This window comes from Sorangium sp. So ce381 (genome assembly GCF_051473845.1).
Taxonomy (GTDB): Bacteria; Myxococcota_A; Polyangia; order Polyangiales; family Polyangiaceae; genus Sorangium; species Sorangium atrum.
Window position 1 is genome coordinate 4,477,250 of record NZ_CP150336.1, and the last position, 21,342, is coordinate 4,498,591.

At 71.6% G+C, this 21,342-nt stretch carries 19 protein-coding genes; 10 read left to right on the forward strand and 9 right to left on the reverse strand.

What is annotated here, in order from left to right; all coding sequences use genetic code 11:
- Positions 1 to 123: 123 nt before the first annotated feature.
- Genes WMF29_RS16945 through WMF29_RS16955 form a run of 3 tightly spaced genes read right to left on the reverse strand, consistent with a single transcriptional unit; the run spans position 124 to position 3,364 of the window.
- On the reverse strand, positions 124 to 1,665 hold the full coding sequence (locus WMF29_RS16945; RefSeq protein ID WP_437329820.1) for a spermidine synthase: 1,542 nt from the start codon (positions 1,663 to 1,665) through the stop codon (positions 124 to 126).
- Positions 1,662 to 2,324, reverse strand: a complete 663-nt coding sequence (locus tag WMF29_RS16950; RefSeq protein ID WP_437329821.1) for a fused MFS/spermidine synthase — start codon at positions 2,322 to 2,324, stop codon at positions 1,662 to 1,664. Before WMF29_RS16950 ends, WMF29_RS16945 begins: the two co-directional genes overlap by 4 nt.
- A 20-nt stretch (positions 2,325 to 2,344) precedes the next feature.
- Positions 2,345 to 3,364: an AraC family transcriptional regulator gene (locus WMF29_RS16955; RefSeq protein WP_437329822.1), complete on the reverse strand. Its 1,020-nt coding sequence runs from the start codon at positions 3,362 to 3,364 to the stop codon at positions 2,345 to 2,347.
- A 342-nt stretch (positions 3,365 to 3,706) separates the two neighbouring features.
- On the opposite strand from WMF29_RS16955, the gene WMF29_RS16960 reads away from it, so the two are divergent.
- Positions 3,707 to 4,243, forward strand: a complete 537-nt coding sequence (locus tag WMF29_RS16960; protein ID WP_437329823.1) for a VOC family protein — start codon at positions 3,707 to 3,709, stop codon at positions 4,241 to 4,243.
- Positions 4,244 to 4,340: 97 nt separating this feature from the next.
- Here WMF29_RS16960 and WMF29_RS16965 read toward each other — a convergent pair whose 3' ends face one another.
- Together WMF29_RS16965 and WMF29_RS16970 are read right to left on the reverse strand one after the other, a co-directional pair.
- Positions 4,341 to 5,522, reverse strand: coding sequence for a hypothetical protein (locus tag WMF29_RS16965; RefSeq protein ID WP_437329824.1), 1,182 nt, complete (start codon positions 5,520 to 5,522; stop codon positions 4,341 to 4,343).
- A 182-nt stretch (positions 5,523 to 5,704) separates the two neighbouring features.
- A complete protein-coding gene (locus WMF29_RS16970; protein ID WP_272098302.1) occupies positions 5,705 to 6,310 on the reverse strand; it encodes a polysaccharide biosynthesis/export family protein in 606 nt (201 codons plus the stop codon).
- Between the two features lie 260 nt (positions 6,311 to 6,570).
- On the opposite strand from WMF29_RS16970, the gene WMF29_RS16975 reads away from it, so the two are divergent.
- From WMF29_RS16975 to WMF29_RS16990, 4 genes are all read left to right on the forward strand, one after another.
- Positions 6,571 to 8,070, forward strand: a complete 1,500-nt coding sequence (locus tag WMF29_RS16975; protein WP_437329825.1) for an O-antigen ligase family protein — start codon at positions 6,571 to 6,573, stop codon at positions 8,068 to 8,070.
- 92 nt (positions 8,071 to 8,162) lie between these two features.
- Entirely contained in the window at positions 8,163 to 9,122 is a 960-nt protein-coding gene (locus WMF29_RS16980) for a Uma2 family endonuclease (protein WP_437329826.1), read from the forward strand.
- A gap of 277 nt (positions 9,123 to 9,399) precedes the next feature.
- Positions 9,400 to 10,533, forward strand: a complete 1,134-nt coding sequence (locus tag WMF29_RS16985) for a UTP--glucose-1-phosphate uridylyltransferase (RefSeq protein ID WP_437329827.1) — start codon at positions 9,400 to 9,402, stop codon at positions 10,531 to 10,533.
- Positions 10,534 to 10,550: 17 nt separating this feature from the next.
- Positions 10,551 to 11,189 (forward strand): GNAT family N-acetyltransferase, encoded by a 639-nt coding sequence (locus tag WMF29_RS16990; protein WP_437329828.1) that lies wholly within the window; start codon positions 10,551 to 10,553, stop codon positions 11,187 to 11,189.
- Positions 11,190 to 11,207: 18 nt separating this feature from the next.
- On the opposite strand, the gene WMF29_RS16995 is transcribed toward WMF29_RS16990, so the two are convergent.
- The gene (locus tag WMF29_RS16995) at positions 11,208 to 11,750 is read right to left on the reverse strand and encodes a PadR family transcriptional regulator (protein ID WP_437329829.1); all 543 of its coding nucleotides are present in this window, start codon (positions 11,748 to 11,750) and stop codon (positions 11,208 to 11,210) included.
- 500 nt (positions 11,751 to 12,250) lie between these two features.
- Between WMF29_RS16995 and WMF29_RS17000 the strand changes: the two genes are divergently transcribed.
- The 3 genes from WMF29_RS17000 to WMF29_RS17010 all read left to right on the forward strand — a co-directional run bounded on the left by WMF29_RS17000 (position 12,251) and on the right by WMF29_RS17010 (position 16,856).
- Positions 12,251 to 13,033 carry a class I SAM-dependent methyltransferase gene (locus tag WMF29_RS17000; RefSeq protein ID WP_437329830.1) on the forward strand — a complete coding sequence of 261 codons (783 nt, stop codon included), beginning with the start codon at positions 12,251 to 12,253 and terminating at the stop codon, positions 13,031 to 13,033.
- Between the two features lie 167 nt (positions 13,034 to 13,200).
- Entirely contained in the window at positions 13,201 to 13,812 is a 612-nt protein-coding gene (gene rpsD / locus WMF29_RS17005) for a 30S ribosomal protein S4 (RefSeq protein ID WP_437329831.1), read from the forward strand.
- 305 nt (positions 13,813 to 14,117) lie between these two features.
- Complete coding sequence (locus tag WMF29_RS17010) at positions 14,118 to 16,856, forward strand: hypothetical protein (RefSeq protein WP_437329832.1); 2,739 nt, start codon at positions 14,118 to 14,120, stop codon at positions 16,854 to 16,856.
- Positions 16,857 to 16,988: 132 nt separating this feature from the next.
- On the opposite strand, the gene WMF29_RS17015 is transcribed toward WMF29_RS17010, so the two are convergent.
- Both WMF29_RS17015 and WMF29_RS17020 read right to left on the reverse strand, forming a co-directional pair.
- Entirely contained in the window at positions 16,989 to 17,417 is a 429-nt protein-coding gene (locus tag WMF29_RS17015) for a VOC family protein (protein WP_437329833.1), read from the reverse strand.
- A gap of 112 nt (positions 17,418 to 17,529) precedes the next feature.
- Positions 17,530 to 18,915, reverse strand: coding sequence for an aldehyde dehydrogenase family protein (locus tag WMF29_RS17020; protein ID WP_437331128.1), 1,386 nt, complete (start codon positions 18,913 to 18,915; stop codon positions 17,530 to 17,532).
- A 58-nt stretch (positions 18,916 to 18,973) separates the two neighbouring features.
- Between WMF29_RS17020 and WMF29_RS17025 the strand changes: the two genes are divergently transcribed.
- On the forward strand, positions 18,974 to 19,765 hold the full coding sequence (locus tag WMF29_RS17025; protein WP_437329834.1) for a Stp1/IreP family PP2C-type Ser/Thr phosphatase: 792 nt from the start codon (positions 18,974 to 18,976) through the stop codon (positions 19,763 to 19,765).
- Between the two features lie 107 nt (positions 19,766 to 19,872).
- Positions 19,873 to 20,133 (forward strand): hypothetical protein, encoded by a 261-nt coding sequence (locus WMF29_RS17030; protein ID WP_437329835.1) that lies wholly within the window; start codon positions 19,873 to 19,875, stop codon positions 20,131 to 20,133.
- 49 nt (positions 20,134 to 20,182) lie between these two features.
- Here WMF29_RS17030 and WMF29_RS17035 read toward each other — a convergent pair whose 3' ends face one another.
- Positions 20,183 to 21,259 (reverse strand): glycosyltransferase family protein, encoded by a 1,077-nt coding sequence (locus WMF29_RS17035; protein ID WP_437329836.1) that lies wholly within the window; start codon positions 21,257 to 21,259, stop codon positions 20,183 to 20,185.
- Positions 21,260 to 21,342 lie beyond the last annotated feature (83 nt).

Below are 21,342 nucleotides of genomic sequence, written 5' to 3' on the forward strand. Positions count from 1 at the left end.
GGTGGAGCTCGACGGCTTCAATGTGCAAGCTGCGGTACGGATCGAGGGATGGGCCGATGAGGGGCGGGAGCGGCTCGTGAAGTACTGCGCCCGCCTCGGGGGGTGCGTCCTGCGAAAGGAGGGCTAGGGGTACGTGCCGAACGCCCACCATTCGGTCGCCATGTTGTCGTCGGTGATGATCGGGTCATCCTGCGTCCGCAGCAGGATCGACTCCCGGCCTTCCCAGGTGGGCCCGCCGCGCCAGTCCTGTTCTTTCAGCAGATCGAGCTGCGCGGCGCTGCTGCCGGCGGGCAGCACGGGACGGCCGTCGATACGCCACGCGTCGAGCTTCCCCTCGAAGCGCGCGTGGTCGATGGTAATCGGACCGTCGCTCGCGATCAGCATGTTCTGGAAGCGGAGGGCGTTGGGGAATACGGTCGCCCCGGTCTTCTGAGCCGCGGTGGACATGGTGGTGTTGTAGTAGAGCGCGCCGCCCAGCTTCAGGTGCCGGCGGGACAGATCCATCATCTCCCGGGAGAGCAACATCGAGGCATACGAGCGCCAGTACACGATTGTGTTCTCGACGATGACGTCGAAGCGCCGCGAGGTCCGCCCCAGGTAGCGCCGGCCATCGTCGATGAGGACCTCCACCTTCGGGTTGTCCAGCGCGCTCGCGACGACGGGCGCGCGCCGCGCCGCCTCGACGAACCCGGGGTTGATCTCGACCACGGTGAGGCGCTCGACGTCGGGGTCGTTCGCCAGCACCTGAAGCCAGGAGCCGGACCCGAGGCCGATCATGAGGATGTCGCGCGGCTGGGGATGGAACGCGGACACCAGATAGGCCCGCAGCACCCGGTTCTCGTCCTTTTCCGGCAGCGGGCTGACGTTGGTGATGCCCTCGTAAGATCCGCCGCCGTACACCGTGCCCGACTGGGAGACCGTGACGACGCCTTCGCGACGCTCGATGACGTGGGCGAAGCGACCGTGCTCGCGGTGTTCCTCCCCGTAAAGGAGCTTCTCGTAGAGGTCGCCGTAGAGCGTCGGCGCCGACCCCACGAAGGACGCGATGGCGGCAGCCAAGATGGCGCCGCTGAACACGCGCGAGCGCGCCGTCGTCGACGCGGAGAGCATGAGCATCGCGCCGATCGCGGCGCCCGCGATCGCGAGGGCCACGTTGAGCTCGCGCAGAGGCAAGACATCCAGCAGCACGAGGCCGGTGACCAGGCTGCCCAGCGTCGAGCCCACGATGTTGCCGACGTAGACGTAGGACAGCCGCGCGCCGGCCAGCTCGTCCGCGCGGATCCCGAAGTGGCACAGGAGCGGGAACCCCGCGCCGAGGCAGGTGCTGGCGAGCGCGAAGACAGGCAGCGTCGAGGCCGGCTCCACACCGCGGCCGACCAGGTGCGCGACGACGGGGGCCACGAGGAAGGCCGCGAGCGCCCCGGCGAAGATCACCCCGCCCACCCGGTAAAGCTGTCCGGAGTGCTCCGCCGCCGTGCTCCGGCAGTAGCGACCGGCGAGGAGCGATCCGCCGGCCAGACCGGCGAGGTAGGCCGCGAGCAGAAAGCCGAAGGCGTCCGGAGCGCCTTCGACCGTGAAGCCGTAGATCCGGACCCAGAGGACCTCGTGCGAGAGCGCGAGATAACCGCCGAGCGTGGCGACGAGGACGGCGACGAGGAGCCTCATGGCTCGCCGCGACGCCCCCGGCGCAGAACCATCACGAGCACACCGAGAAATACGTTGAGCGCCGCGGCAACCTCCGCCGTGGCCCGGAGGCCCAGCCCGCCCAGCAGGTAGTGCGCCGCCAGAAAGGCACCGAACGCCGCGCCCAGCGTGTTGGTGAAGTACAGGTTACCTAGCGAGCGACCGACGTTACGCGATCGCGACGTGGCGTGCGCGACCAGGAGGGGCAGTGTGGCTCCCATCAGCATGGCCGGGAGCGCCACGAGCAGGAAGGCCACCCCACCCGTGGCGACATGGCCAATGCCGTGCGTGACCTCTGCAATGAGGGCGAAGAGGCGAATGCTGAAGGCGCCGTAGAGGCCTATCCCGAGCTCGGAGAGCGCAAACAGCGTCACCGCGGCTTGCGGGTACCGGCGCGAAAGCGCCCCACCCGCGAGGCTCCCGAGGCCGAGACCGAGCATGAACGCGGTGACGACGATCGTGACCGACAGGATGTCGACGCCGTAGATCGCGTAGAGCGCGCGCTGCCAGACGACCTGATACACCAGCGCTGCCGAGCCCGAGAGGAAGAACACCGGGAAGAGCCAGGGCTCCATGGCTTGCGCCTTCAGCTGCTCAGCGGCCGGCGGGGCGAGCTTGGTCGAGAGGGTCTGCGAAGGCATGCTTGCTCTCCCACACGGAGCTAGCGGACGCGGGCGCGCCGGTACTCTCCCGGCGTCGTGCCCGTCCAGCGACGGAAGCTGCGATAGAAGTGGCGCGGCTCGCCATAGCCGAGCAGGAACGCGATCTCCTGGAGCGCGAGGTCAGGCCGGCGGACGAGATCGAGCGCCTTCTCCCGCCGGGCCTCGTCGAGCTGCGCCGTGAACGACGTGCCGACGTCCTTGAGCGCGCGCTGGAGCGAGCGCGTGCTCATGCCCAGCGCGCGCGCGATCCCCTCCTGGTCCACGTCGCCGTGGTCGAGCCGCTCGTCGATGCGGGCGCGCACGCGCGCGTCGAGCGTCGCGGCGCTGGCGGGCGCCGCGCGCGCGGCGAGGAGCTGCTCGGCGTGGCGAACGAGGTAATCGCGGACCGACGGGTCCGCGCCGACCAGGGGCGCGTCGAGCACGCGCGCATCGTAGACGAGGCCCGTCGCGCCCGCCTCGAAGCGGGCGGGGGCCCCGATCGCCTCCTCGTAGAGCGACGGCGGGTGCCGGCGAGGATGGCGGAACAGCGCCTCGATCGGCCTCGCCGAGCCGCCGAGGTAGAGCGCGATGAAGCGCGCGAGCGTCGCGACCATCATCTCGATCGGCTCGGCCATGGCGACGACGCGCGGCTCGTGCTCGAGCGCGAGCCGCGCGACCCCGCCGTGCTCCTCGAGGAGGATGCGGAGGTACGGGTCCATCAGCCGGCAGAAGCGGCCATAGACGGCGACGCCCTGCCGCACGGTCTCGCTGTGGCGAAGGACGTGCCCCACGATGCCGACGACCGAAACCGGGATGCAGCGCGCATAACGCAGCCCGAGAGGCTCGCCGGGGAGGCGCTGGAGAAGGAGCTCCCACAGCGAGAAGAGCGATGCATACGGCACGAGCTCGTCGGGCGCGGTAAGGATCTCGGGCGCGACGCCGGCCGCCTGGAGGAGATCCTCCTGCGGGACTCCGCACGACGAGGCGAAGGCGATGAGCCCGGCAGGCATGGATGCGAACACGAGATCGCCGTCGGACATGGCCTGCGCCGAGGATAGCGCAGCCGTCCGGGGGCTCAGCGCCGATCCCGCCGAGCCCCCGGGCGGCTGCGGGTCCCTCGAGGCACCCGCCGCCTCGCTGTCCAGGGCTGGTCGAGCGTCCGGGGCACGGCGCGCCGGGCCGGCATCCTGCGCAAAGGACTCCCCGTCGCCGGAATCCCTCATGCTCGATGGGGTGGGGACACCGGGAGACCCGACGTAACCGATCTAACCGAGGTCACCGCCCGCGCCTCGCTTCGCGATCGCTCGACCGATTGCATGGAATCCAGCTTGAACGAGCGCTCCGGCTCGTGGCATCCTTGCCATGCACGCAAAGGGGGGACGATGGCGGTGCATCACATCGCGCTGGCGACCAGCGATCTGGTCGCCACACACCGGTTTTATACCCGGGCCATGGGGTTCCGTCTCGTGAAGGTCATCGCGGTGCCTTACGAGGGCAGCCGCGATGGGGGCTGGGCGAGGCACGCCCTGTATCGGACCAGCGAGCCCGATGGTCCGATGCTCGCATTCTGGGATGTGCACGAAGAGACGGTGCGGGGGCGCTTCAGGACGGATCTCTCGACAGGGCTCGGGCTGCCGGTGTGGATGAACCACCTGGCCTTCAGCGCCCCGACGGGTGAGCTCTACGGTCGGATGCTCGCGCGATGGCTCTCGCACGGCCTGGAGGTGACCGAGAGAGATCACGAGTTCTGCCGCTCGATCTGCACGATCGATCCGAACGGCATCATGGTCGAGTTCTGCCAGACCCTCCGGGCCTTCTCGGCCGAGGAGGTGGCCGACGCGGAGCGCTCGCTCTTCGATCCCATGCCGCCGCTCGAGCTGCCGCGACCCTCGGTCGTCCACCGGTCGCAGGTGGGGTGATGCGCCTGCGCGCGACCAGGCCTCCGGCGGTGATTGCGCGCCATCGTCACGTCATGTGCGGCGCGTGGGACGGCGAGATCGCGTGCTGCGACGTGGCTCAGGGCGTTGCCGGCGCTCCTTCCCGGCAGGGCGCCACCCGATCTGCGCCGCCGAAGAACTCTCCCGAGAGCAGCGACCATGCCCGCGCGTTCTCCGGCGGGCCGCACTTGAACGGCGCCTTCGAGAGCCGCTTGCCGCGGAGCGCCGCGCGCTGCTCGCGGTAGTAGCGGATCGCCAGCTCGGCGGCGTACTCCACGACGCCGTTTCCTGGCTGGAACGAGTAATACGTGCCGCCCTTCACGATGGTCTCGTTCGGCGAGTACGGCGTGAGGCAGGAGATCCTCGTTCCGCAGCGCGCGACGATGCCGTCGTAGATCGGCGAGAGCGCCGCCTGGGACCACCCGCCGTGCGCGACGTCGTTCAGGTGGAAGAGCTCGTGGAAGAGCGTCTCCCGAACGTCGTCCGCGGAGCGGTGGAGCGAGCCGGAGAGGTTGTATGCGACCGTCCAGCCCGAGGCGTAGGCGGAAGGCGTCCGCGCCCGCACGGACCGGAAGTAGCGGAGCGCGAGGGCGCGGTGCCGGTAGCGCACGGGCGAGCTGGCCGCGGCCGCGAGATCCGCGACGAAGGCGTCGAAGTCGGCGATCGCCGAGACCGTCCACTCGAGGTGGCGGCGCTCGGCGCGCACCGGCAGCTCCGGGACGAGGTGGAGCATGCCGCGGTAACCGCCGTCCATCATGTGCTCCCGTTCCAGCCCGGCGACGCTGCCGTTCTGGTCGAAGAGCGCGGTCGCGCTCGCCGAGGCCTGCGGGTCGCCTTGGTAGCGGAGCGCGAGCAGGCAGCGGATGCGCTCGTGTCCCGGGCTGGGCGCGGCCGCCGTCCCGGCGTTCCCGCGCCGGCAGGCGTCGATGGCGTCCCGATGGGCGGCGGCGTCGTCCGGGAACAGGATGGCCTCGGCTTCGTCCGCTGAGATGGCAGGGGCCGGCTCGGTTGGGGTGGGGGAGGGCGCGGCGCCCTGCGCGCCATCGGCCTGCGCTCCCCCCGCGGACGCCGCGCCGGCAGGCTTAGGGCCTCCCGGGCCTGAAGGCGCGCTGGCTGTCGCGAGGACCGGAGAGCTCGGCGGCGCCGCGGCCTTGCCGGCGGGGCCCGGGGGGCCGGGGCTCGCAGGGGCACACGCCGCGACGATCAGCGGCAACGCGAGGGTCAATACGGCGGCGAGCGGCGGTGTTGCCCCGGGACGCATCCTGTCAGGATGCCAGAACTTGGTGCGGCGATCATCCAACGATGTCCGTCGGGGCAGGGGAGGACCCGCAGCGATGCGCAACGGGTCCTCTGCGACGCGAGCGCTACCCCTGCCCACGCGCGTGCCGCAGCCGCATGCGGATAAGCCTGTTCCCGGAGCGACGTGTCCCCGATGCGGACCTTCTACGGCACCACCACCGTATCGTTCGTTTGCAGCGGCAGATCCCCGCGGAGATCGCCTTTCCCGACGACCTCGTCGAACACGAACGGAATCCTGCGCTCGCCGATCGCGTCGCGCCGGACGATCACCACCTCATCGGGATCGGCGAAGCGGGTGAATCCGCCCGCGAGGGCGAGCGCCTGGAGCACGGTGATCTGCCCCCTCGGCGTGAACTCGCCAGGACGCGACACCTCGCCCATCACGTAGACCCGGTAGCTGTGGAGCTCGGCCACCTCGACGCTGACGACCGGCTTCTCATGATAGAATTTGGCGGCCTGCGTCGCGATGTCCTCGGCGATGCCCATGACGGTGCGCCCCGACGCCAGGACGTCGCCGATGAGCGGGATCGTGATGAACCCGTCGGGTCGCACCGTGACGCGCTGGCTCAGCGCCTCGTTCTTCCAGGCGCGCACCTCCAGCACGTCGCCCGGGCCGACGGCATAGGCGCTCGTCGCGCGGCGCTCCGCATCGAAATCGACCCGCGGGGCGCGCGCGCCGCAGCCCGGGAGCGCCATGAGGACCGTGAGCGCGGAGCAGAGCAGGGCAATCCGGACACAGCGGGAGCACATGCGGTTTCCAGCCTCCTTGATGCGATGGCGCTCCAGCAAGCGCCGATCCCGCGGCCGCGCTCCGCGCCTGCTCCTCGCGCGCGCACTGGCGCTCTTCCCGCGTGCCGCTCGGACCCGCGGTGCTAGATCCGTCGCGCGGAAGGGGGGAATGCGCGCCGCGCCTCATCGCGCCCGCGCAGGGCGCCTCCGCGCGGCCGCCTCGACGGCGCGGCGCGGGCCGCCTGTGCGCGGCGCGCGCCACGCGAACGGCGCGCCACACCATGGCAGCGTGGGTCGTGTGCGCGCTGTGCGCGCTCGTCATCATCAAGCCGCAGGAGTTCATCCCGGCGCTCGCGGGGATTCCGCTCGTGCACGCGGCGTTCGGGATCACCCTTCTCTGCGTCGCCCTCGACGTCGTGTGGCGGCGGCTCAAGCCGACGCTCGCGCCTCAGGTCGTCTATGCGCTCGCGTTCCTCGCCTGGGCGGCGCTGACCACCGCGCTGAAGCGCCCGGCCGCGCTCGAGGAGCGCGGCATGCAGCTCGCGACCGTCGCGGGCATCTTCGTCGCCGTCGCCGTCGCCGCCGCCTCGCCGCGAGGGCTGCGCGCGCTCGCGATCACGCTCGTCGGCTGCGCCGTCCTCACGACCGTGGTCGCGATCGTGCAAGCGTTCCAGCCCCATGGCTGCATGATCGCCGCGCCCGATGACTGGGAAGGCAAGGGCGAGCTCGAGCCGGATGGACGCCCCTGCGAGACCAACCTCGACTGCCGCATCGAGGCGCCCGTGCCCGACGGCAACTACCGGTGCGAGCGCCCGGGGCCGCTCGGCACGTCGACCATCGACGGCCGTGTCCGCTACCGCGGCTCGCTCGCCGATCCCAACGAGCTCTCGCTGATGGCCGGCATGTCGATCCCGCTCGCGATCGCGCTCGCGGAGCGGCGCGCCGGCCCGCGCCGGCCGCGCCGGCCCGTCGGCGGAGGCCCGCCCCCGTCGGCCGGCGCGCCGCCATGCGCGCCGCGCCGCGCGCTGACGCTGCCCGTCCTGCTCACGGATCGGCTGATCTCGCGCGTGGCCGCGGCGCTCCGCGCGCTCCCCGTGACGGCGATCATCGCGGCGATCGGCGCGATGGTCGTCCTGTCGCGCTCGCGCTCGGGCGTCATCGTGTACCTGGCGGTCCTCGGCCTCAGCTTCATCCGGCGGAGCGGGACGCTCGGCGTCATCGCCGCCTGCTTCATCGGGCCGCCCATGCTCCTGCTCGGCGGCCGGAGCGGCGACGAGGCGAGCGAGAGCTCGGACGAGCGCGTCGAGCTGCTGCGGGAAGCGTTCGAGCTGATCCGCCGGACCAAGGGGATCGGCGTCGGCGCAGGGCAGTTCGGCGACGAGTCGTCGCTCGGCTTGACCGCCCATAACTCCTATCTCCTCGCCGCGGCCGAGACGGGCCTGCTCGGGATGTGCCTGTTCGCGCTCGTCCTGTACGCGTCGATCAAGGTACCGCTGTCGATCTGGCTGGGCGACGTCGATGCCGGCCCCACGGCGAGGCGGTTCGCGCCGGCGATCTTCGTGAGCCTGTGCGGCGCGCTGATCGGGATCTTCTTCCTCTCGTGGGCCTACAAGGACATCCTCTACATGGTGCTCGGCGCCTCCGCCGCGCTCTACGGCGCTGCGCGGGCCGAGGACAGCCGCGTCGTGGTGCGCGTGTCCGGGAGGGAGGTCGCGCTCGTGTGCGGCGGGATGGTCGTGGTGCTCGTGCTGCTCAACATGGTGCTCCGGTTCCTCGGGTGAGGGCGCGCGCGAGCGCCGGACGGCGCCGGCGCCGCCTCGCAGCAGGTCGTCCGACGGCGGGAGCGCCCCGGAACGGTGGTATGCTGGGCGGGATGTCGGCTCCCATCCGAAAGCCCGTCGACCCCGCCGCTGCCCCCATCCCGGCCGAGGCGCCGCGCGCCCCGACCGAGGCCGAGTGGGCCGCGATGTCGCCCGCTCAGCGCCAGCAGGCGATCGCGGCGCTCGTCGACTCCGTGTCTCAGGAGGAGATCGACGAGCGCCTGGCCATGGCCGAAGGGGACCCGCACTTCGACGCCAAGGTGGAAGCGCGCGACACGCTCCGCGCCTGGTTCGGCCGGCGCGGGCGGCGCATCTACATCGGCGCCGAGATGAAGGTCCACTATCCGGGCGAGAAGGGCTTCACGCCCGACGTGATCGCGGTGACCGACGTCGATCCCGGCCCGCGCCTCTGCTGGATGGTCAGCGCCGAGGGCAAGGGGATCGACCTCGCGATCGAGGTGCACTACGCAGGCAACTGGCGCAAGGACTTCGTCGACAACGTCGTGCGCTACGCGACCCTCGGGATCCGTGAGTACTTCATCTACGACATCCCGCGCGGACACCTCAAAGGTCACCGGTTACCGCCCACGGGCGAGCGGCGTTACGAGAGCATCCCGTCGCGCGCCGGGCGGTACCGATCGGAGGTCCTCGATCTGGATCTCGCGGTGGAGGCGGGGCGTCTCCGTTTTTACGCGGATACCGCCGAGCTGGTCACCGCCAGCGAGCTGGTGGGCAAGCTCGAAGGGATGATCGAGGCCGCCGAGGCCCGCATCGAGCAGGAGCAGGCGCGGGCGGAACAGGAGCAGGCGCGGGCGGAACAGGAGCAGGCGCGGGCGGAGCAGGCGGTGGGGCGGCTGTCGGCGGCGATCCTGATGCTGCTAGACGCGCGCCGCATCCCGGTGAGCGAGGAGGCGAGGGGTCGGATCCTCGGCGAGACGGACGTGGACGTCCTGGGACGCTGGCTCCAGCGCGCGGCGACCGCGGCGGCGGTGGAGGAGCTGTTCCCGAGTTGACCGGCCGCTGACGGAAGCAGGACCGGGGGCTCCCGGGTCGGCGTGATTTCCTGGAGATGATCCATTCTCGGAAGGGAACTGGTGATCTTCAGGCGAGCGACCTTCAGGCGAGCGACGCGGCATCAGGGAGCCACGTACGACGCATTCAGCGCCATCCGGATCTCGGGTGTGTGTGCAGGCGCGAGATGCCTCTCCAGGAGGCGCCCATTCTGAACGGCGTGACCGGTTGCACGATGCCGTTGCCACGCGCATCGCCTCGTGGTCTTTTGAGGATACCGTGTCTTCCCTCGCCCAGCAGATCGCCGCGCTCCCTGGCCCTCTCCTCGCTCGCCTCCGGGCTCGCGGGTTCGACCCCGATCGCGTCGCCCGGTGGGCCGCGTCCATCGGCAAGGACCGGGACGCCCGCAACCGCCTCCAGGGCACGGTCGAGCCGCCCGCGCCCGGCGATATCGCCTACCTGCCCGCCGAGGGCACGCCCGAGCACGCCCGCTGCCGCGAGGCGGGCCTGGCCGCGCTGCGCCGGGGCGAGGTCGCCCTCTGCGTCCTCGCCGGCGGGATGGCCACCCGGATGGGCGGCGTGGTCAAGGCGCTCGTCGAGGTGCTGCCTGGTCGGACCTTCCTCGATCTGCGCCTCGCCGAGAGCGATCACCTCCGGCGCACGACGGGGGTCCCGGTCCCGCTGTGGCTGATGACCAGCGAGGCGACGAACGGACCGATCCGCGAGGCGCTCGGCGCGCGCCTCGACGAGCCGGGCGATCTCTGCGCCACGTTCGAGCAGCACGTGTCGCTGCGCCTGACCCCGGAAGGGGGGCTGTTCCTCGACGAGGCGGGCGAGCCGAGCGTCTACGCCACCGGTCATGGCGACCTCCCGGACGCCCTCCGCGAGAGCGGCCTCCTCGGCCGTTTCATCGCCCGCGGCGGGAAGATCGTCTGGATCGCCAACCTCGACAACCTCGGCGCGACCGTCGATCCGGTCCTCCTGGGCTGGCACCTCGGCCACGGCGGGCCCCTGTCCGTCGAGGTGGTCGACAAGGGCGGCGACAAGGGCGGCGGGCCGCTGCGGTGGAACGGCCGACCGGTGATGGCAGAGGACTTCCGGCTGCCGGTCGATTTCGACCCGAAGGTCGTGCCCGTCTTCAACACCAACACCTTCCTGGCGAGCGCCGAGGCGCTCGACGCCCTCGCGCTGGAGTGGATCTACGTGGAGGTCGAGAAGAAGGTGGACGACCGCAAGGCGATCCAGTTCGAGCGCATCCTGAACGAGGTCACCTTCGGCCTGCCGGCCCGGTTCGTTCGCGTGCCGCGCGAGGGCCTCGCGGCGCGGTTTCTTCCCGTCAAGGACGTCGAGGAGCTGGAGCGGCGGAGGCCGGCGATCGAGGCGATCGCCCGCGCGCGCGGCTTCCTCGGCTGAGCCGAGGGGCACAGGCCGTGGCGCGCGGCGCGCGGTCGACGACCGAGGGGGCCAGTCATCGTGACAACGACGCGCGCGCCGCGGAGAAGCGCCCGAGTGCGCGGTGGCGGACGGGAGGATTGGATATGGCAGATGCGCAGACTGTCTCTCTGGACGCGGCGACGCCAGCGGACGCCGTGATCCTGTCCAACCTTCTCGAGCTGTACATCCACGATCTCAGCGATGTGTTCCCCGCTATCGAGCTGGGGCAGGACGGGCGCTTCGGCTATCCCAAGCTCCCTCTCTACTGGTCGGAGCGGGAGCGGCGGTTCGCGTTCCTCATTCGATGCGGCGGGCGCGTCGCCGGGTTTGTCCTGGCGACGCGCGGTTCGCCGGCAGTGGAGGATCCGGACACCCTCGATGTCGCCGAGTTCTTCGTCCTTCGCCGCTATCGCCGCTCCGGCGTGGGCCGCCAGGCGGCGTGCCTCCTATGGAACGGTCTTCCCGGGAAGTGGACCGTGCGCGTCGCCGAGGGGAACCGGGGCGCTCTGGCGTTCTGGCGCGGCGTCGTCGCGGAGTTCACGAGCGGCGCTGTGACGGAGCTCGTGCGTCCCGGCCAGCCGAACGCCTGGCGGGTGTTCTGCTTCGAGAGCGTGCCTGAGCGCGTCGCGCCCTGATTCCACGGGCGGCGCGGATCACGGGCGCCGGCCGGCGGGCCCCTCCGGATCTTCGCCGAGCAGCTCCTCGATCTCGGCCGCCGCCTTGTCGAGCACCTTCACGGTGCGCGCGAGCACGGACGGCGTGATGCGCCCCCGGCGCATCGCGTGGCGCAGCATCTTCATGAGCGAGCCGATGCGCTTCATGACGTCGCCGAAATCCTCGGCGAACCGCTCCCACGAGGTCTCGACGAAGCGCTCGTAGAACTCGTCGACGTACTCGCGGTTCGCCTTGAGGTCCTCGCGGCCCGCGTCGGTGATCTCGTAGATCTTGCGCCCCTCGGCCTCGATGACGCGCGCGTGGCCGAGCTCCTCGAGCATCTGCAGCGTCGGATAGATGACGCCGGGGCTCGGACGGTAGGTGTCGCCGCTGCGCTGCTCGATCGCCTGGATGACCTCGTAGCCATGGCGGGCTCGCTCGGCGAGCACGTCGAGGACGAGGTAGCGCACGCCGCCGCGATCGGCGCGGAGCGGCGGCCCTCCAAACCAGTCGCCCCACCAGCCCGGCGGGCCGCCGCCCATGCCGTGCCGACCCCTCCCGAACGGACCCCCCCTCGGCCCTCGCGGGCCTGCGCAGTGATGGTGTTCGTATCCCCAGAACATAGACAAAATCCCTCTCTGGCTCGGCGGCGGACCGCCACGGCGGCGAGCACTCAGCTGCCGCGCGCTCGTGCGCAGACCACCCCGGCTCCGCGGCCCGGCGACCATGCGGCTGCCGGGTCGATATTCTAAAAGATATATCTAAAAGATAGCTCTCGACCGATGCCCGTCAAGGGCCGGGGCGGACGACCGCAGGCTCCGGCCGGGCAGGGCAGGGCCGCAGGACACAGCGATGGGGAGAGGCGCCGCAGCTCAACCTGGGTGGGTCGCCAGCTCAACCTGGGTGGGGTCGCCAGCTCAACCTGGGTGGGGTCGCCGCCACAGCTCAACCTGGGTGAGGTCGCGGTCGCAGCTCAACCTGGGTGGGGTCGCGGCCGTTCGCTGCTTGACATAGGACGCACGTTCCTGTAACGAAAATGAAAATGATTTTCAGTATCGACGCTGCCCCTTCGTTTGCTCGACGCGAGCTCGCGGGTGTCGCCGCGTGCGCGTACGCCTCCGACGCGTTTCCTGACCTCGGGCTCCACGACGAGGAAGCGCGCCAGCTCGCCCGCTTGCTCGAGGTCGAGCGCGCTGGCTTCACGGAACAGGAGCTCCGCCCCCTCGCGACCCGCACGCGGCTGGTCGATGACGTCGTGGACGACTTCTTCCGCCGTCACCCGGACGGGTTGGCCATCGGGCTCTTCTCCGGGCCGTGCACCCGATTCTCGCGCGTCGACAACGGGCAGCTCCACTGGATCGACATCGACGTTCCCCGCGTGGTCGCGTGGAAGTCCCGGCGCGCCCCGCAGACGCCGCGGTACGCGCTGGCCACCGCGTCCCCGGGCTGCGATCACTGGATCGATCAGCTCGCCGACGCGCAGGACTGGCCCACGTTGATCCTCGGCCTCGGCCTCTTCTCCCACCTCGGCCCCGAGCGGATCGGCGCCTTCTTGACCCAGGTCTCCCTGCGCCTCGCCAAGGACGTGGAGCTCCTGCTCGACGCGAGCCCGAGCCTCCAGCTCCGTCCCACCGCGGCGAGGGGCGCGCGTCACGTCGAGCTCCACCGAGAGGGAGGGGTCGTCGAGACGTTTCCATGGCTGCGCGTCCTGGGCGACAGCGACTATCCCGAGCCGCTCGGCGCCCGCATCCGGACCACGAATGGACTCGCTCGCTTCTTCCGTAAAGCGCAGTTCCCGATCCTCCGCCACCTCCGGCGCGTGTGAGCCCTCGATAGCACTCTCGGGTACACCGCCATGACAAGCAACAGCAAGACCCATGCACAAGGACAGAGAAGCTCGATGAACATCCAGGACTACGTCGACGCACCGGCGCCCTGCGGCGCCGCGCTCCACCATCGCGACGCGCGCGCGTCCCTGGGGAGGGCCCGGGCATGAGCCGTTACACCGGACCTCGCGTCAAGGTCATGCGCGCGCTCGGGGTCGAGCTCCCCGGGCTGTCGGCCAGGAAGACGGAGCGGAGGCCTTACCCGCCCGGGCAGCACGGACAGGCCCGCAAGAAGCTCAGCGAGTACGCCCTGCGGCTCCGCGAGAAGCAGAAGGTCAGGCTCAACTATGGCCTCACCAACACGCAGCTGAAGACGCTCATGCTCGAGGCGCGCAGGAGCGACCTGGCCGCCGGGACGAAGCTCATCGAGCTACTCGAGCGGCGGCTCGACAACGTCGTCTTCCGCGCGGGCTTCGCGCGCACCATCCCGGCCGCGCGACAGCTGGTGGCGCACGGGCACGTGCTCGTCGACGGAAAGCGCGTCGATATCCCGTCCTACCGCGTCAGCGCCGGAGAGACGGTGAGCGTGTGCGAGAAGCGCCGTGACCACCGGACCGTCGTGGAGGGCCTCGCGAAGACCGACATGGAAGCCCCCACGTGGCTCGCGGTCGACAAGGACGCCCGGCAGGCGCGCGTGGCCGCGCTGCCGGACGAGACGAGCATCCCGTTCCCCATCGCCGTTCAGCTCATCATCGAGTACTACTCGCAGCGGCTGTGACGCGGAGCAGGGCTCGCCGCGCTGGCGAGCCCGCCTCCCCCGAAGCGGGGCCGCGGCGACGAGCGCCCGCCTTTCCGGGAGCGTCCACGCAGCGAGCCGCGCGCGCCGGACGCGGAATGTCCATGGCGTTCGTCGGCGTCGGCCCTCTCTCACGCGGTCAGCGCGCGTGGTGGCGCCGAGCGGTGTGCGTCCCGGGGTGACGCGCCCGCGAGCACGCGCTTTGCCGTGCGGGGGCGGAGCGCCCCCGCGCGCGCCCTCCGCGCCGCGCGGCGCCGGACGCGCTGCCCACACGGGCGAGGAACACCATGGCCAGCCTGAGCACGGAGAGCACACCCCGGGAGCGCCTGGATCGCGCGATAAGCGTCCTCGGCCGGGTCCGGATGTACTGGCGCGGAGCGGCCGCGATGATGGCCGTCGGACTCGCGATCTCCTTGGCCCTGGCGCTCGCCACGAAGCGGGTGTGGCGGAGCGAGGCCACCATCCTCTACCGCGACACCATCCAGACAGGCCGCGATCCCCAGAGCGGCACCGCGCGCGCGGCGCGCCTCGGGTCGAAGCTGAAGGACGCGCTCACGGCGCGCGGGACGCTCGCCGGCGTCGTCGAGGCGTTCGGGCTCTACCCGGAGAAGACCGCCCGCTCGATGGTCGAGGCCGTCGAGGAGATGAAGACCCACGTCGGCTTCCGCGCGCAGAGCAGCGATACGTACGTCATCTCGTTCACCCACGACGATCCCCACGTGGCGCAGCAGGTCGCCGCCCGCCTCACGCAGATCCTGCTCGACGACTACCGCCGCGACAGCCTCGGCACGGCGACGATGACCCGCGACTTCCTGCGGAAGGAGCTCGCCGAGGCCAGCTCCAAGGTCGACGCGGCGAGCCGCGCGCTGGCGACGTTCCTCGCCAGGAATCCGCAGTTCCAGTGGGGGCTCAACGACTCCCCGTACGCGCCGGTGCCCCAGCCGCTCGGCTCGCCCGCCGCCCCGGCGCCCGCTGCGGCCCTGCCAGCGCAGCCAGCCCGCCCGGCCGATCCGCAGCTCGCGGCGCTCGAGCGCCAGCTCGCCCGGGTCGAGGCGCTGCTCGGGGCCGCGCGGTCGCCGGCGGTGGCGCCCGGGCAGCCGCTGCCCCAGAGCGTCGTCGAGGCGCAGCGGGCCCGCACCGCCGCTGTCGCCGCGGTCGCGTCGGCCGAGGCGGCGCTCGCCGAGAAGCTCACGACCGTGACCCCGATCCACCCGGACGCCGTCGCCGCGAAGCGCCGCGTCGAGGCGGCGAAGAGCCAGCTCGCCGCGGCCGAGGGCGCGCTCGGGCTCGTGCGCGCGGGCGTCACCGAGGCGCCGGCCGGCGAGGAGCGCGCGCTCACGCCGGCGCGGCGCGCGGCGCTCGCGGCGGAGCGGACCGCGCTCCTCCGGCAGATCGCGGGCCTGCGCGCGCGCGCCGCAGGCGGCAGGGCGTCGGCAGGAGGCGAGGCGCCGCGCGCGCCGGCGGAGAGCGCGGCCAGGGGCGAGGCGCCGCGCGCCCCGCCGTGGGCGGCCGACGGAGCCGCCGAGGAGCGCGTGATCGAGCTCGAGACCGAGTGGCACCGGCTCCGCCTCGATCTCGAGCGGGCGCGCGAGTACCTGAAGACCGTTCAGGCCAACGAGCGGTCCGCGGACCTGTCCGCGGACGCCGCCGAGAACAAGAGCGAGACCGAGCTCGACGTCCTCGACCAGGCCTACCTGCCGAGCCGCCCCGACCGGGGGCGGGGCCGCGTCTTCTTCGCGGGCGCCGCTGTGACGTTCTTCTTCGCGCTCGGCGTCGCCGGGGCCCGGGTGCTGCTCAACGACACGCTCTATGACGGCGGCGACATCCACGCGCTCGGCGGCCCGGTCCTGCTGGCCGCGATGCCGGAGCTCCCGGCGCGCCCGCCGCTCCGCGAGCGCACGATCGTGCCGGCGTACTGCGCAGAGCCGCTCGGCGGGCCCGGGTACGGCGCGGAGCCGTCCGGCGGGCCCGGGTACGGCACGGAGCCGCCCGGCGCGGCTGGGCCCGGCGCGGAGCCGCCGGGGGAGGCCAGGCACGGCGCCGAGCCGTCCAGCGCGGCTGGGCCCGGCGCAGAGCCGCTCGGCGGGCCCGGGTACGGCGCGGAGCCACCCGGCGCGCCGGAAGAGGCCGCTCCGGCCGGCGCCGTCCCGGACCCGGAGGACACGCTCCGGGATGGCCTCGATCTCGGCGACTGCGAGGTGACCGACCGGACGTCCTGGAGCGCGCCCGAGGCTCCGCTCGCCTGCGTGGGCGTGCGTTCGTTCGCGCGCGCCGGCAGCCCCGCGTTCGACGGGCCCGAGGTGGTGATGATCGGCGCGGATCTCGATCCCGAGGGGCACGGGGTGTTCGAGCTGCTCCGGGGAGCGCCCGCGCCCGCGCTCGCGGCGCTCCGGGTCCTCCGGCACCGGCTCGATCAGCGGCGGGCGGGCGAGCCGCTGGCGGTCGCGGTGGTGAGCCCCGGCCGGGCCGAGGGCAAGACCGCGCTCGCGGTCCGCCTCGCGATGACGCTCGCCGAGGCCGAGCGCGCGCGGGTGCTGCTCGTCGACGGCCACCTGGCGTGCCCCCGCGTCGCGGCGACGCTCGGCCTGCGGCTGCCCGCGCACGCGAGCTTCTCGGAGCAGCTCCGGCGGCGGATGGCGGGCGAGATCCGCCCGCTCGGCGTCATCGCCGTCAGCCAGTCGCTCTCGGTGCTCGCGGAGCCATCGCTCGAGGCGAGCTATCCCGCGGCGCTCCACTCGGTCCACTTCGAGGCCGCGATGCGCACGCTGCGGCGCTATCACGACTACGTCGTCATCGACGGCCCTCCGGTCCTCGGCTCGGGCGACGCCAACGTCATCGAGGACGCCGCTGACGGCATCGTCCTGGTCGCGCGCGCCTCGCTGACCCGGGCGTCGTCGCTGACGAGGGCCGCCGAGCAGCTCGGCGATCGCCGCATCCTCGGGGTGGTCCTCAACGACGTCGCGCCGAGGCCCGTCGTCAGGAAGCGGATCTGCATCGATGGCGAGCCAGCGGGACAGTCAGTCTGAGGAGAGGCGAGGAGGCGCCGACAGGGCAGCAGCGAAAGGAGCGCGGGAGGAGCCGCGGTGGTGCGCCGGCGCCCGTATCGAGTTCAATCGATCCTGTGTCGGCGCTTCAACGATCTCGCGGCATCCTCGCGATCAGAACGTGATCTTTATCGCGTCGGCCGACTTGTTCGCCTGGCCGTGGTGGACGACCTCGATGTTGTTGCCATCCGGGTCGAGCACGAACGCCGCGTAGTAGCCAGGATGGTACGGGCGCTTGCCCGGAGCGCCGTTGTCCTTGCCGCCCGCGGCGACCGCGGCGGCGTGGAACCGATCGACCGTCGCGCGGTCGCTCGCCTGGAAGGCGAGGTGCGCTCGGCCCGTGGGCACACCGGCCGCGGACGGCGAGTCGACGCTGGATATGAAGAGCTCGTCGGCCCAGAAGTAATCGTCGGCCTCGCCTCCGATCGGGATCCCGATCGTCTCGAAGACGGCCCGATAGAACTTCTTGCTCGCCGCGAGGTCGGCCACGACGAGCTGAACGTGATCGATGAGGCGCCCGCGATAGATCTCTCGTATTTCCATCACTCCGGGATACCGCACATCGCCCACCGTGCAAGCGGACTCATTCGAGCTCATCGGCTCGCGGGCCACGCGCGGCGCGGTTGTTTACGCCGCGCGCCGCGCGCCCGGGCCTTCAGCCGATCTTGAAGTTGATCGATTTCGGCCGCGTCAGGTGCAGGAACCCGAGCGTCGAGAGCGTCGCGCCCTTGCCGCTGTTCTTCGCGCCCGTCCACGGGAGCGCCGGATCCAGGGTGTCACACTGGTTCATGTAGACGGTGCCGACGTCGAGCTCGCGCGCGAGCCGCGCGGCGCGCTCGCGGTCGCGCGTCCAGACCGACGCGGTGAGCCCGAGATCGCTGTCGTTCATCAGCGCGAGCGCCTCCTCGTCGGATGAGACCGGCACGATGGGCAGCACCGGCCCGAACGACTCGATGCGCATCACGTCGAGATCGGGCGCCGTGTCCACGAGGAGCGTCGGCTCGAAGAAGCGCCCGCGGCCCTCGACCTGGGTCGCCCGACCGCCGCAGAGCGCCTTCGCCCCCCGGGAGAGCGCCTGCTTCACCTGCGCCTCCAGGAACGCCGGCGCATGGGGCTGCGCCATCGGACCCAGGTTCGTCCGCTCGTCGGTCGGATCGCCGAGGACATAGCGCTTCATCAGCTCCAGCGCGGCCTCCACGAACTTCGGATACAGGTCGCGGTGAACATACGCGCGCTCGACAGCACAGCAGCTCTGTCCGGCGTTGTAGCAGGCGCCGTCGACGATCCCGTCCACCGCCTTCTCGAGGTCCGCGTCGGCCGCGACGTAGGCGCCGTCCTTCCCGCCGAGCTCCAGGCCGGCGTCGACGGCCACCTTCTTCGATGTGGCCGCATAGATCCTGCGTCCGCCTTCGACGGAACCGGTGAAACCGACGAAGTTGACCCGCGGATCCGATGCGATGCGCTCCGACGTGGCGTGGTCGCAGTGGAAGGCCTGGACGAGGCCGGGCGGCGCGCCGGCCTCCGCGAACGCCGTCGCGAAGTGCTCTCCGCAGAGCGGCGAGCGCGGCGAGTGCTTGAGCAGCACCACATTGCCCGAGAGCACCGCGGGGATGACCACGTTCACGGCGGTGAGGAGCGGATAATTCCAGGCGGGCAGATTGAAGACCACACCGAGCGGAGCGCGCACGATCCGCCGCTCGAGCCCGGGGAGCTCCGGCAGGATCACATCGGCGAGCGCGCCCTCGGCGATCGAGATCATATGCCGGGCTCGCTTGGCCATCCCCGCGACTTCATTGCGGGATTGGCGCAGCGGCTTGCCCATCATGCGGGTGATGTCGGCGGCGATCGACGGGGCGTTGGCCTCGATGTGCTCGACCGCGCGCTGGCACAGGGCGGCGCGCTCGGCGATGGATGTGTGCGAGAAGCGCCGCGCGGCGGCGGTCGCCGTGTCGAGGAGGCGGTCGACGGCGGCCTCGTCTGCAAGAGGCCGGCGGACGGCTTCCTCGAGGGTATAGGGGTTGTCGATCACAAGGTCGGACATGGCGGGGGAGATTAACCCAGTTCCCTGCGGGGCCAAGCGTCGTCTAGACTCGGGGCGAATGCGCGCCACCGCGGCAGGTCTATCCGACGTCGGCAGGGAGCGGGTCCACAACGAGGACCGATACATCCTCCTCCCCGAGTTCAACGTCTACGTCGTCGCGGATGGCATGGGCGGGCACGAGGCCGGCGAGGTCGCGAGCCGGATCGCCGCGAGCGCCATCGCCGGCTACTTCCGCGACGCGAACGGCAAGCGGCGCAAGGCGTCGACCGGCGACAGGCTGCGCGCCGCCGTGACGTACGCGAACGCGCGCATCTTCGCGCACGCCGACGACTCGCGGTTCTACCGCGGGATGGGGACCACGGTCGTCGCCGCCGCGTTCTCGCCGCGGGAGCGCAAGTTCTACGTCGCCCACGCCGGCGACAGCCGCTGCTACCTCCTCCGCAACGGCGATATCTCGCAGCTGACCCGCGACCACTCGCTCATCGCGGACGCGCTCCTCGAGCGGCCCGACCTCACGGAGCGCGACCTCGCGTACCTGCCCCGCAACGTGATCACGCGGGCGCTCGGCATCGCCCCCAGCGTCGACATCGACCTGCGCGCGGAGCGCGTCGAGGCCGGCGACGTGTTCCTCCTCTGCTCCGACGGCCTCCACGGGCTCGTGGACGATCGCGAGATCGCGCGCATCGTCGAGGACAACGCCGTGCTCGCCGACGCGTGCGGCAAGCTCATCGACTGCGCCAACGAGAACGGTGGCCGCGACAACATCACCGCCGTGCTCATCCGGATCGAGGAGACGGCATCGGCGTCGTGGAGCCAGCGCCAGGGCGTCAAGAGCCGCAGCGCGCGGTAGCATCGGGAGGCGTGCGGAGGGGGGCGGGAGCATGCCGCGTCGTCGCGTGGGCGGCGCCGCCGCGCCCGTGCCCCGTGCGCGTGGGCTGAAGACAAGGGAGGTCATGCATGCGAACCAGGTGGATCGGGATGGGGCTCTTCGTCGGCGCGCTGCTCGCGTGGGGCTGCGGCGGCGAGGCGGCGCTCGGCGAGGCGTGCGAGGAAGAGGGCGCGGACGGCGAGTGTGAGGGCGGGGCGGTCTGCGGCAAGCCCGACGACAGCGCGGCGCTCGAGTGCCTGAAGACGTGCGTCGAGCAGTCGGACTGCCCCGCGGAGCAGGAGTGCAACGGCATCTCCGGCTCGGACCTCAAGGGCTGCAGGCCGAAGTAGGGGAGGGCGCGGTGTCCACGCCGCGAGCGCGGCGCGCCGGCCGCCGCGATCAGAGCACGCCGGCGTGCGCGCGATCGAGCAGGCCGTCCATCACCTCGAACAGCTGCCGGTTGCCGTCCTGGGAGTAGCCCGCGAGCTTCTCTTCGCAGGCCGGGATGGCCTTCACGAAATCCGCGACGACGGCCGGGTCGTCCAGCGAATCGGCGCCGCGGCCGAAGCCCTCGCGCTCGAGGTAGCGGGCGTTGAGCACCTGCTCGAACTGGCGGCCGAGGGGGACGGCGAGCATCGGCTTGCGCAGGTAGACCGCCTCTCCCATCAGCGTGAACCCGCCGCCGGCGATGACGGCGCGGCACGAGGCGAGGTCGTCGATGAAGCCCTCCTCGCTGAAGGGGCGGTAGCGCAGGTTGCCCTCGACCTGCTCCTCCGTGATGTTCCGGCGCATCCCGTAGATGCGGCACTCGAGCCCGGTCTTCGCGAGCGTCGCCGAGAGCGCGTCGTTCCCCTCGGCGGTCTGGTAGACGAGCAGGTGCTCCCCGGGGCGGCGGTTCGCGGCGATGATCTCGGGGCGGAGGATCGGCGGGACCAGCGTCGTCTCCTGCTTGCGGACCGGCGGGCGGAAGAACGTGGCGATGACGTAATGGTTGCAGAACGGCAGCTTGCTCTTCACGAACGCGCGCGTGAGCTGGAAACCCGCCTCGTGGCCGGCGAGGATCTCCGCGTCGTGGGTGCACCGGTTGATGATCTGCATGTTGTCGACCGAGAGGATCGGCAGCCGGTGGAGCTTGGCGTAGAGGTACGTCCACGACTCGAAGTCGCTGACGGTGAGCTCGGGGCGAAAGTCCTTGATGAGCTCGAAGTACGCGGCGATGTTCTTCGGCGTGCCCGTCGCGCCGGACAGCACGTTGGACCAGAGCGTCTTGCCGCGACGCACCCGGTTCTCCTCGTAGATCATGTGGAGCCCGTGGATGCGGTTCACCCCCGCGAAGCGCTTGGACAGGAAGTCGGTCGCCCTGCCCGACGCCATGATCTCGAGCTCGTGTCCCTGCGCGAGCAGGTGTTCGATCACGACGCGCGAGCGCATGGCGTGCCCCATCCCTTCGCCGACGACGCCATAGAGGATCTTCATGACGCGCGAGTGTAGCGGGGGCTTTGTGGCGTTCGGAAGGAAACGGCGCCGCCGCGGCGCGGGCGGCGCGGACGGCGACCGAG

Excerpts from the sequence above, each read along its gene's own strand:
- WMF29_RS16945 (WP_437329820.1), bottom strand. The coding sequence starts at position 1,665 with ATGAGGCTCCTCGTCGCCGTCCTCGTCGCCACGCTCGGCGGTTATCTC.
- WMF29_RS16950 (WP_437329821.1), bottom strand. The coding sequence starts at position 2,324 with ATGCCTTCGCAGACCCTCTCGACCAAGCTCGCCCCGCCGGCCGCTGAG.
- WMF29_RS16955 (WP_437329822.1), bottom strand. The coding sequence starts at position 3,364 with ATGTCCGACGGCGATCTCGTGTTCGCATCCATGCCTGCCGGGCTCATC.
- WMF29_RS16960 (WP_437329823.1), top strand. The coding sequence starts at position 3,707 with ATGGCGGTGCATCACATCGCGCTGGCGACCAGCGATCTGGTCGCCACA.
- WMF29_RS16965 (WP_437329824.1), bottom strand. The coding sequence starts at position 5,522 with ATGCGTCCCGGGGCAACACCGCCGCTCGCCGCCGTATTGACCCTCGCG.
- WMF29_RS16970 (WP_272098302.1), bottom strand. The coding sequence starts at position 6,310 with ATGTGCTCCCGCTGTGTCCGGATTGCCCTGCTCTGCTCCGCGCTCACG.
- WMF29_RS16975 (WP_437329825.1), top strand. The coding sequence starts at position 6,571 with ATGGCAGCGTGGGTCGTGTGCGCGCTGTGCGCGCTCGTCATCATCAAG.
- WMF29_RS16980 (WP_437329826.1), top strand. The coding sequence starts at position 8,163 with ATGTCGGCTCCCATCCGAAAGCCCGTCGACCCCGCCGCTGCCCCCATC.
- WMF29_RS16995 (WP_437329829.1), bottom strand. The coding sequence starts at position 11,750 with ATGGGCGGCGGCCCGCCGGGCTGGTGGGGCGACTGGTTTGGAGGGCCG.
- WMF29_RS17000 (WP_437329830.1), top strand. The coding sequence starts at position 12,251 with ATGATTTTCAGTATCGACGCTGCCCCTTCGTTTGCTCGACGCGAGCTC.
- rpsD (WP_437329831.1), top strand. The coding sequence starts at position 13,201 with ATGAGCCGTTACACCGGACCTCGCGTCAAGGTCATGCGCGCGCTCGGG.
- WMF29_RS17010 (WP_437329832.1), top strand. The coding sequence starts at position 14,118 with ATGGCCAGCCTGAGCACGGAGAGCACACCCCGGGAGCGCCTGGATCGC.
- WMF29_RS17015 (WP_437329833.1), bottom strand. The coding sequence starts at position 17,417 with ATGGAAATACGAGAGATCTATCGCGGGCGCCTCATCGATCACGTTCAG.
- WMF29_RS17020 (WP_437331128.1), bottom strand. The coding sequence starts at position 18,915 with ATGTCCGACCTTGTGATCGACAACCCCTATACCCTCGAGGAAGCCGTC.
- WMF29_RS17025 (WP_437329834.1), top strand. The coding sequence starts at position 18,974 with ATGCGCGCCACCGCGGCAGGTCTATCCGACGTCGGCAGGGAGCGGGTC.
- WMF29_RS17030 (WP_437329835.1), top strand. The coding sequence starts at position 19,873 with ATGCGAACCAGGTGGATCGGGATGGGGCTCTTCGTCGGCGCGCTGCTC.
- WMF29_RS17035 (WP_437329836.1), bottom strand. The coding sequence starts at position 21,259 with ATGAAGATCCTCTATGGCGTCGTCGGCGAAGGGATGGGGCACGCCATG.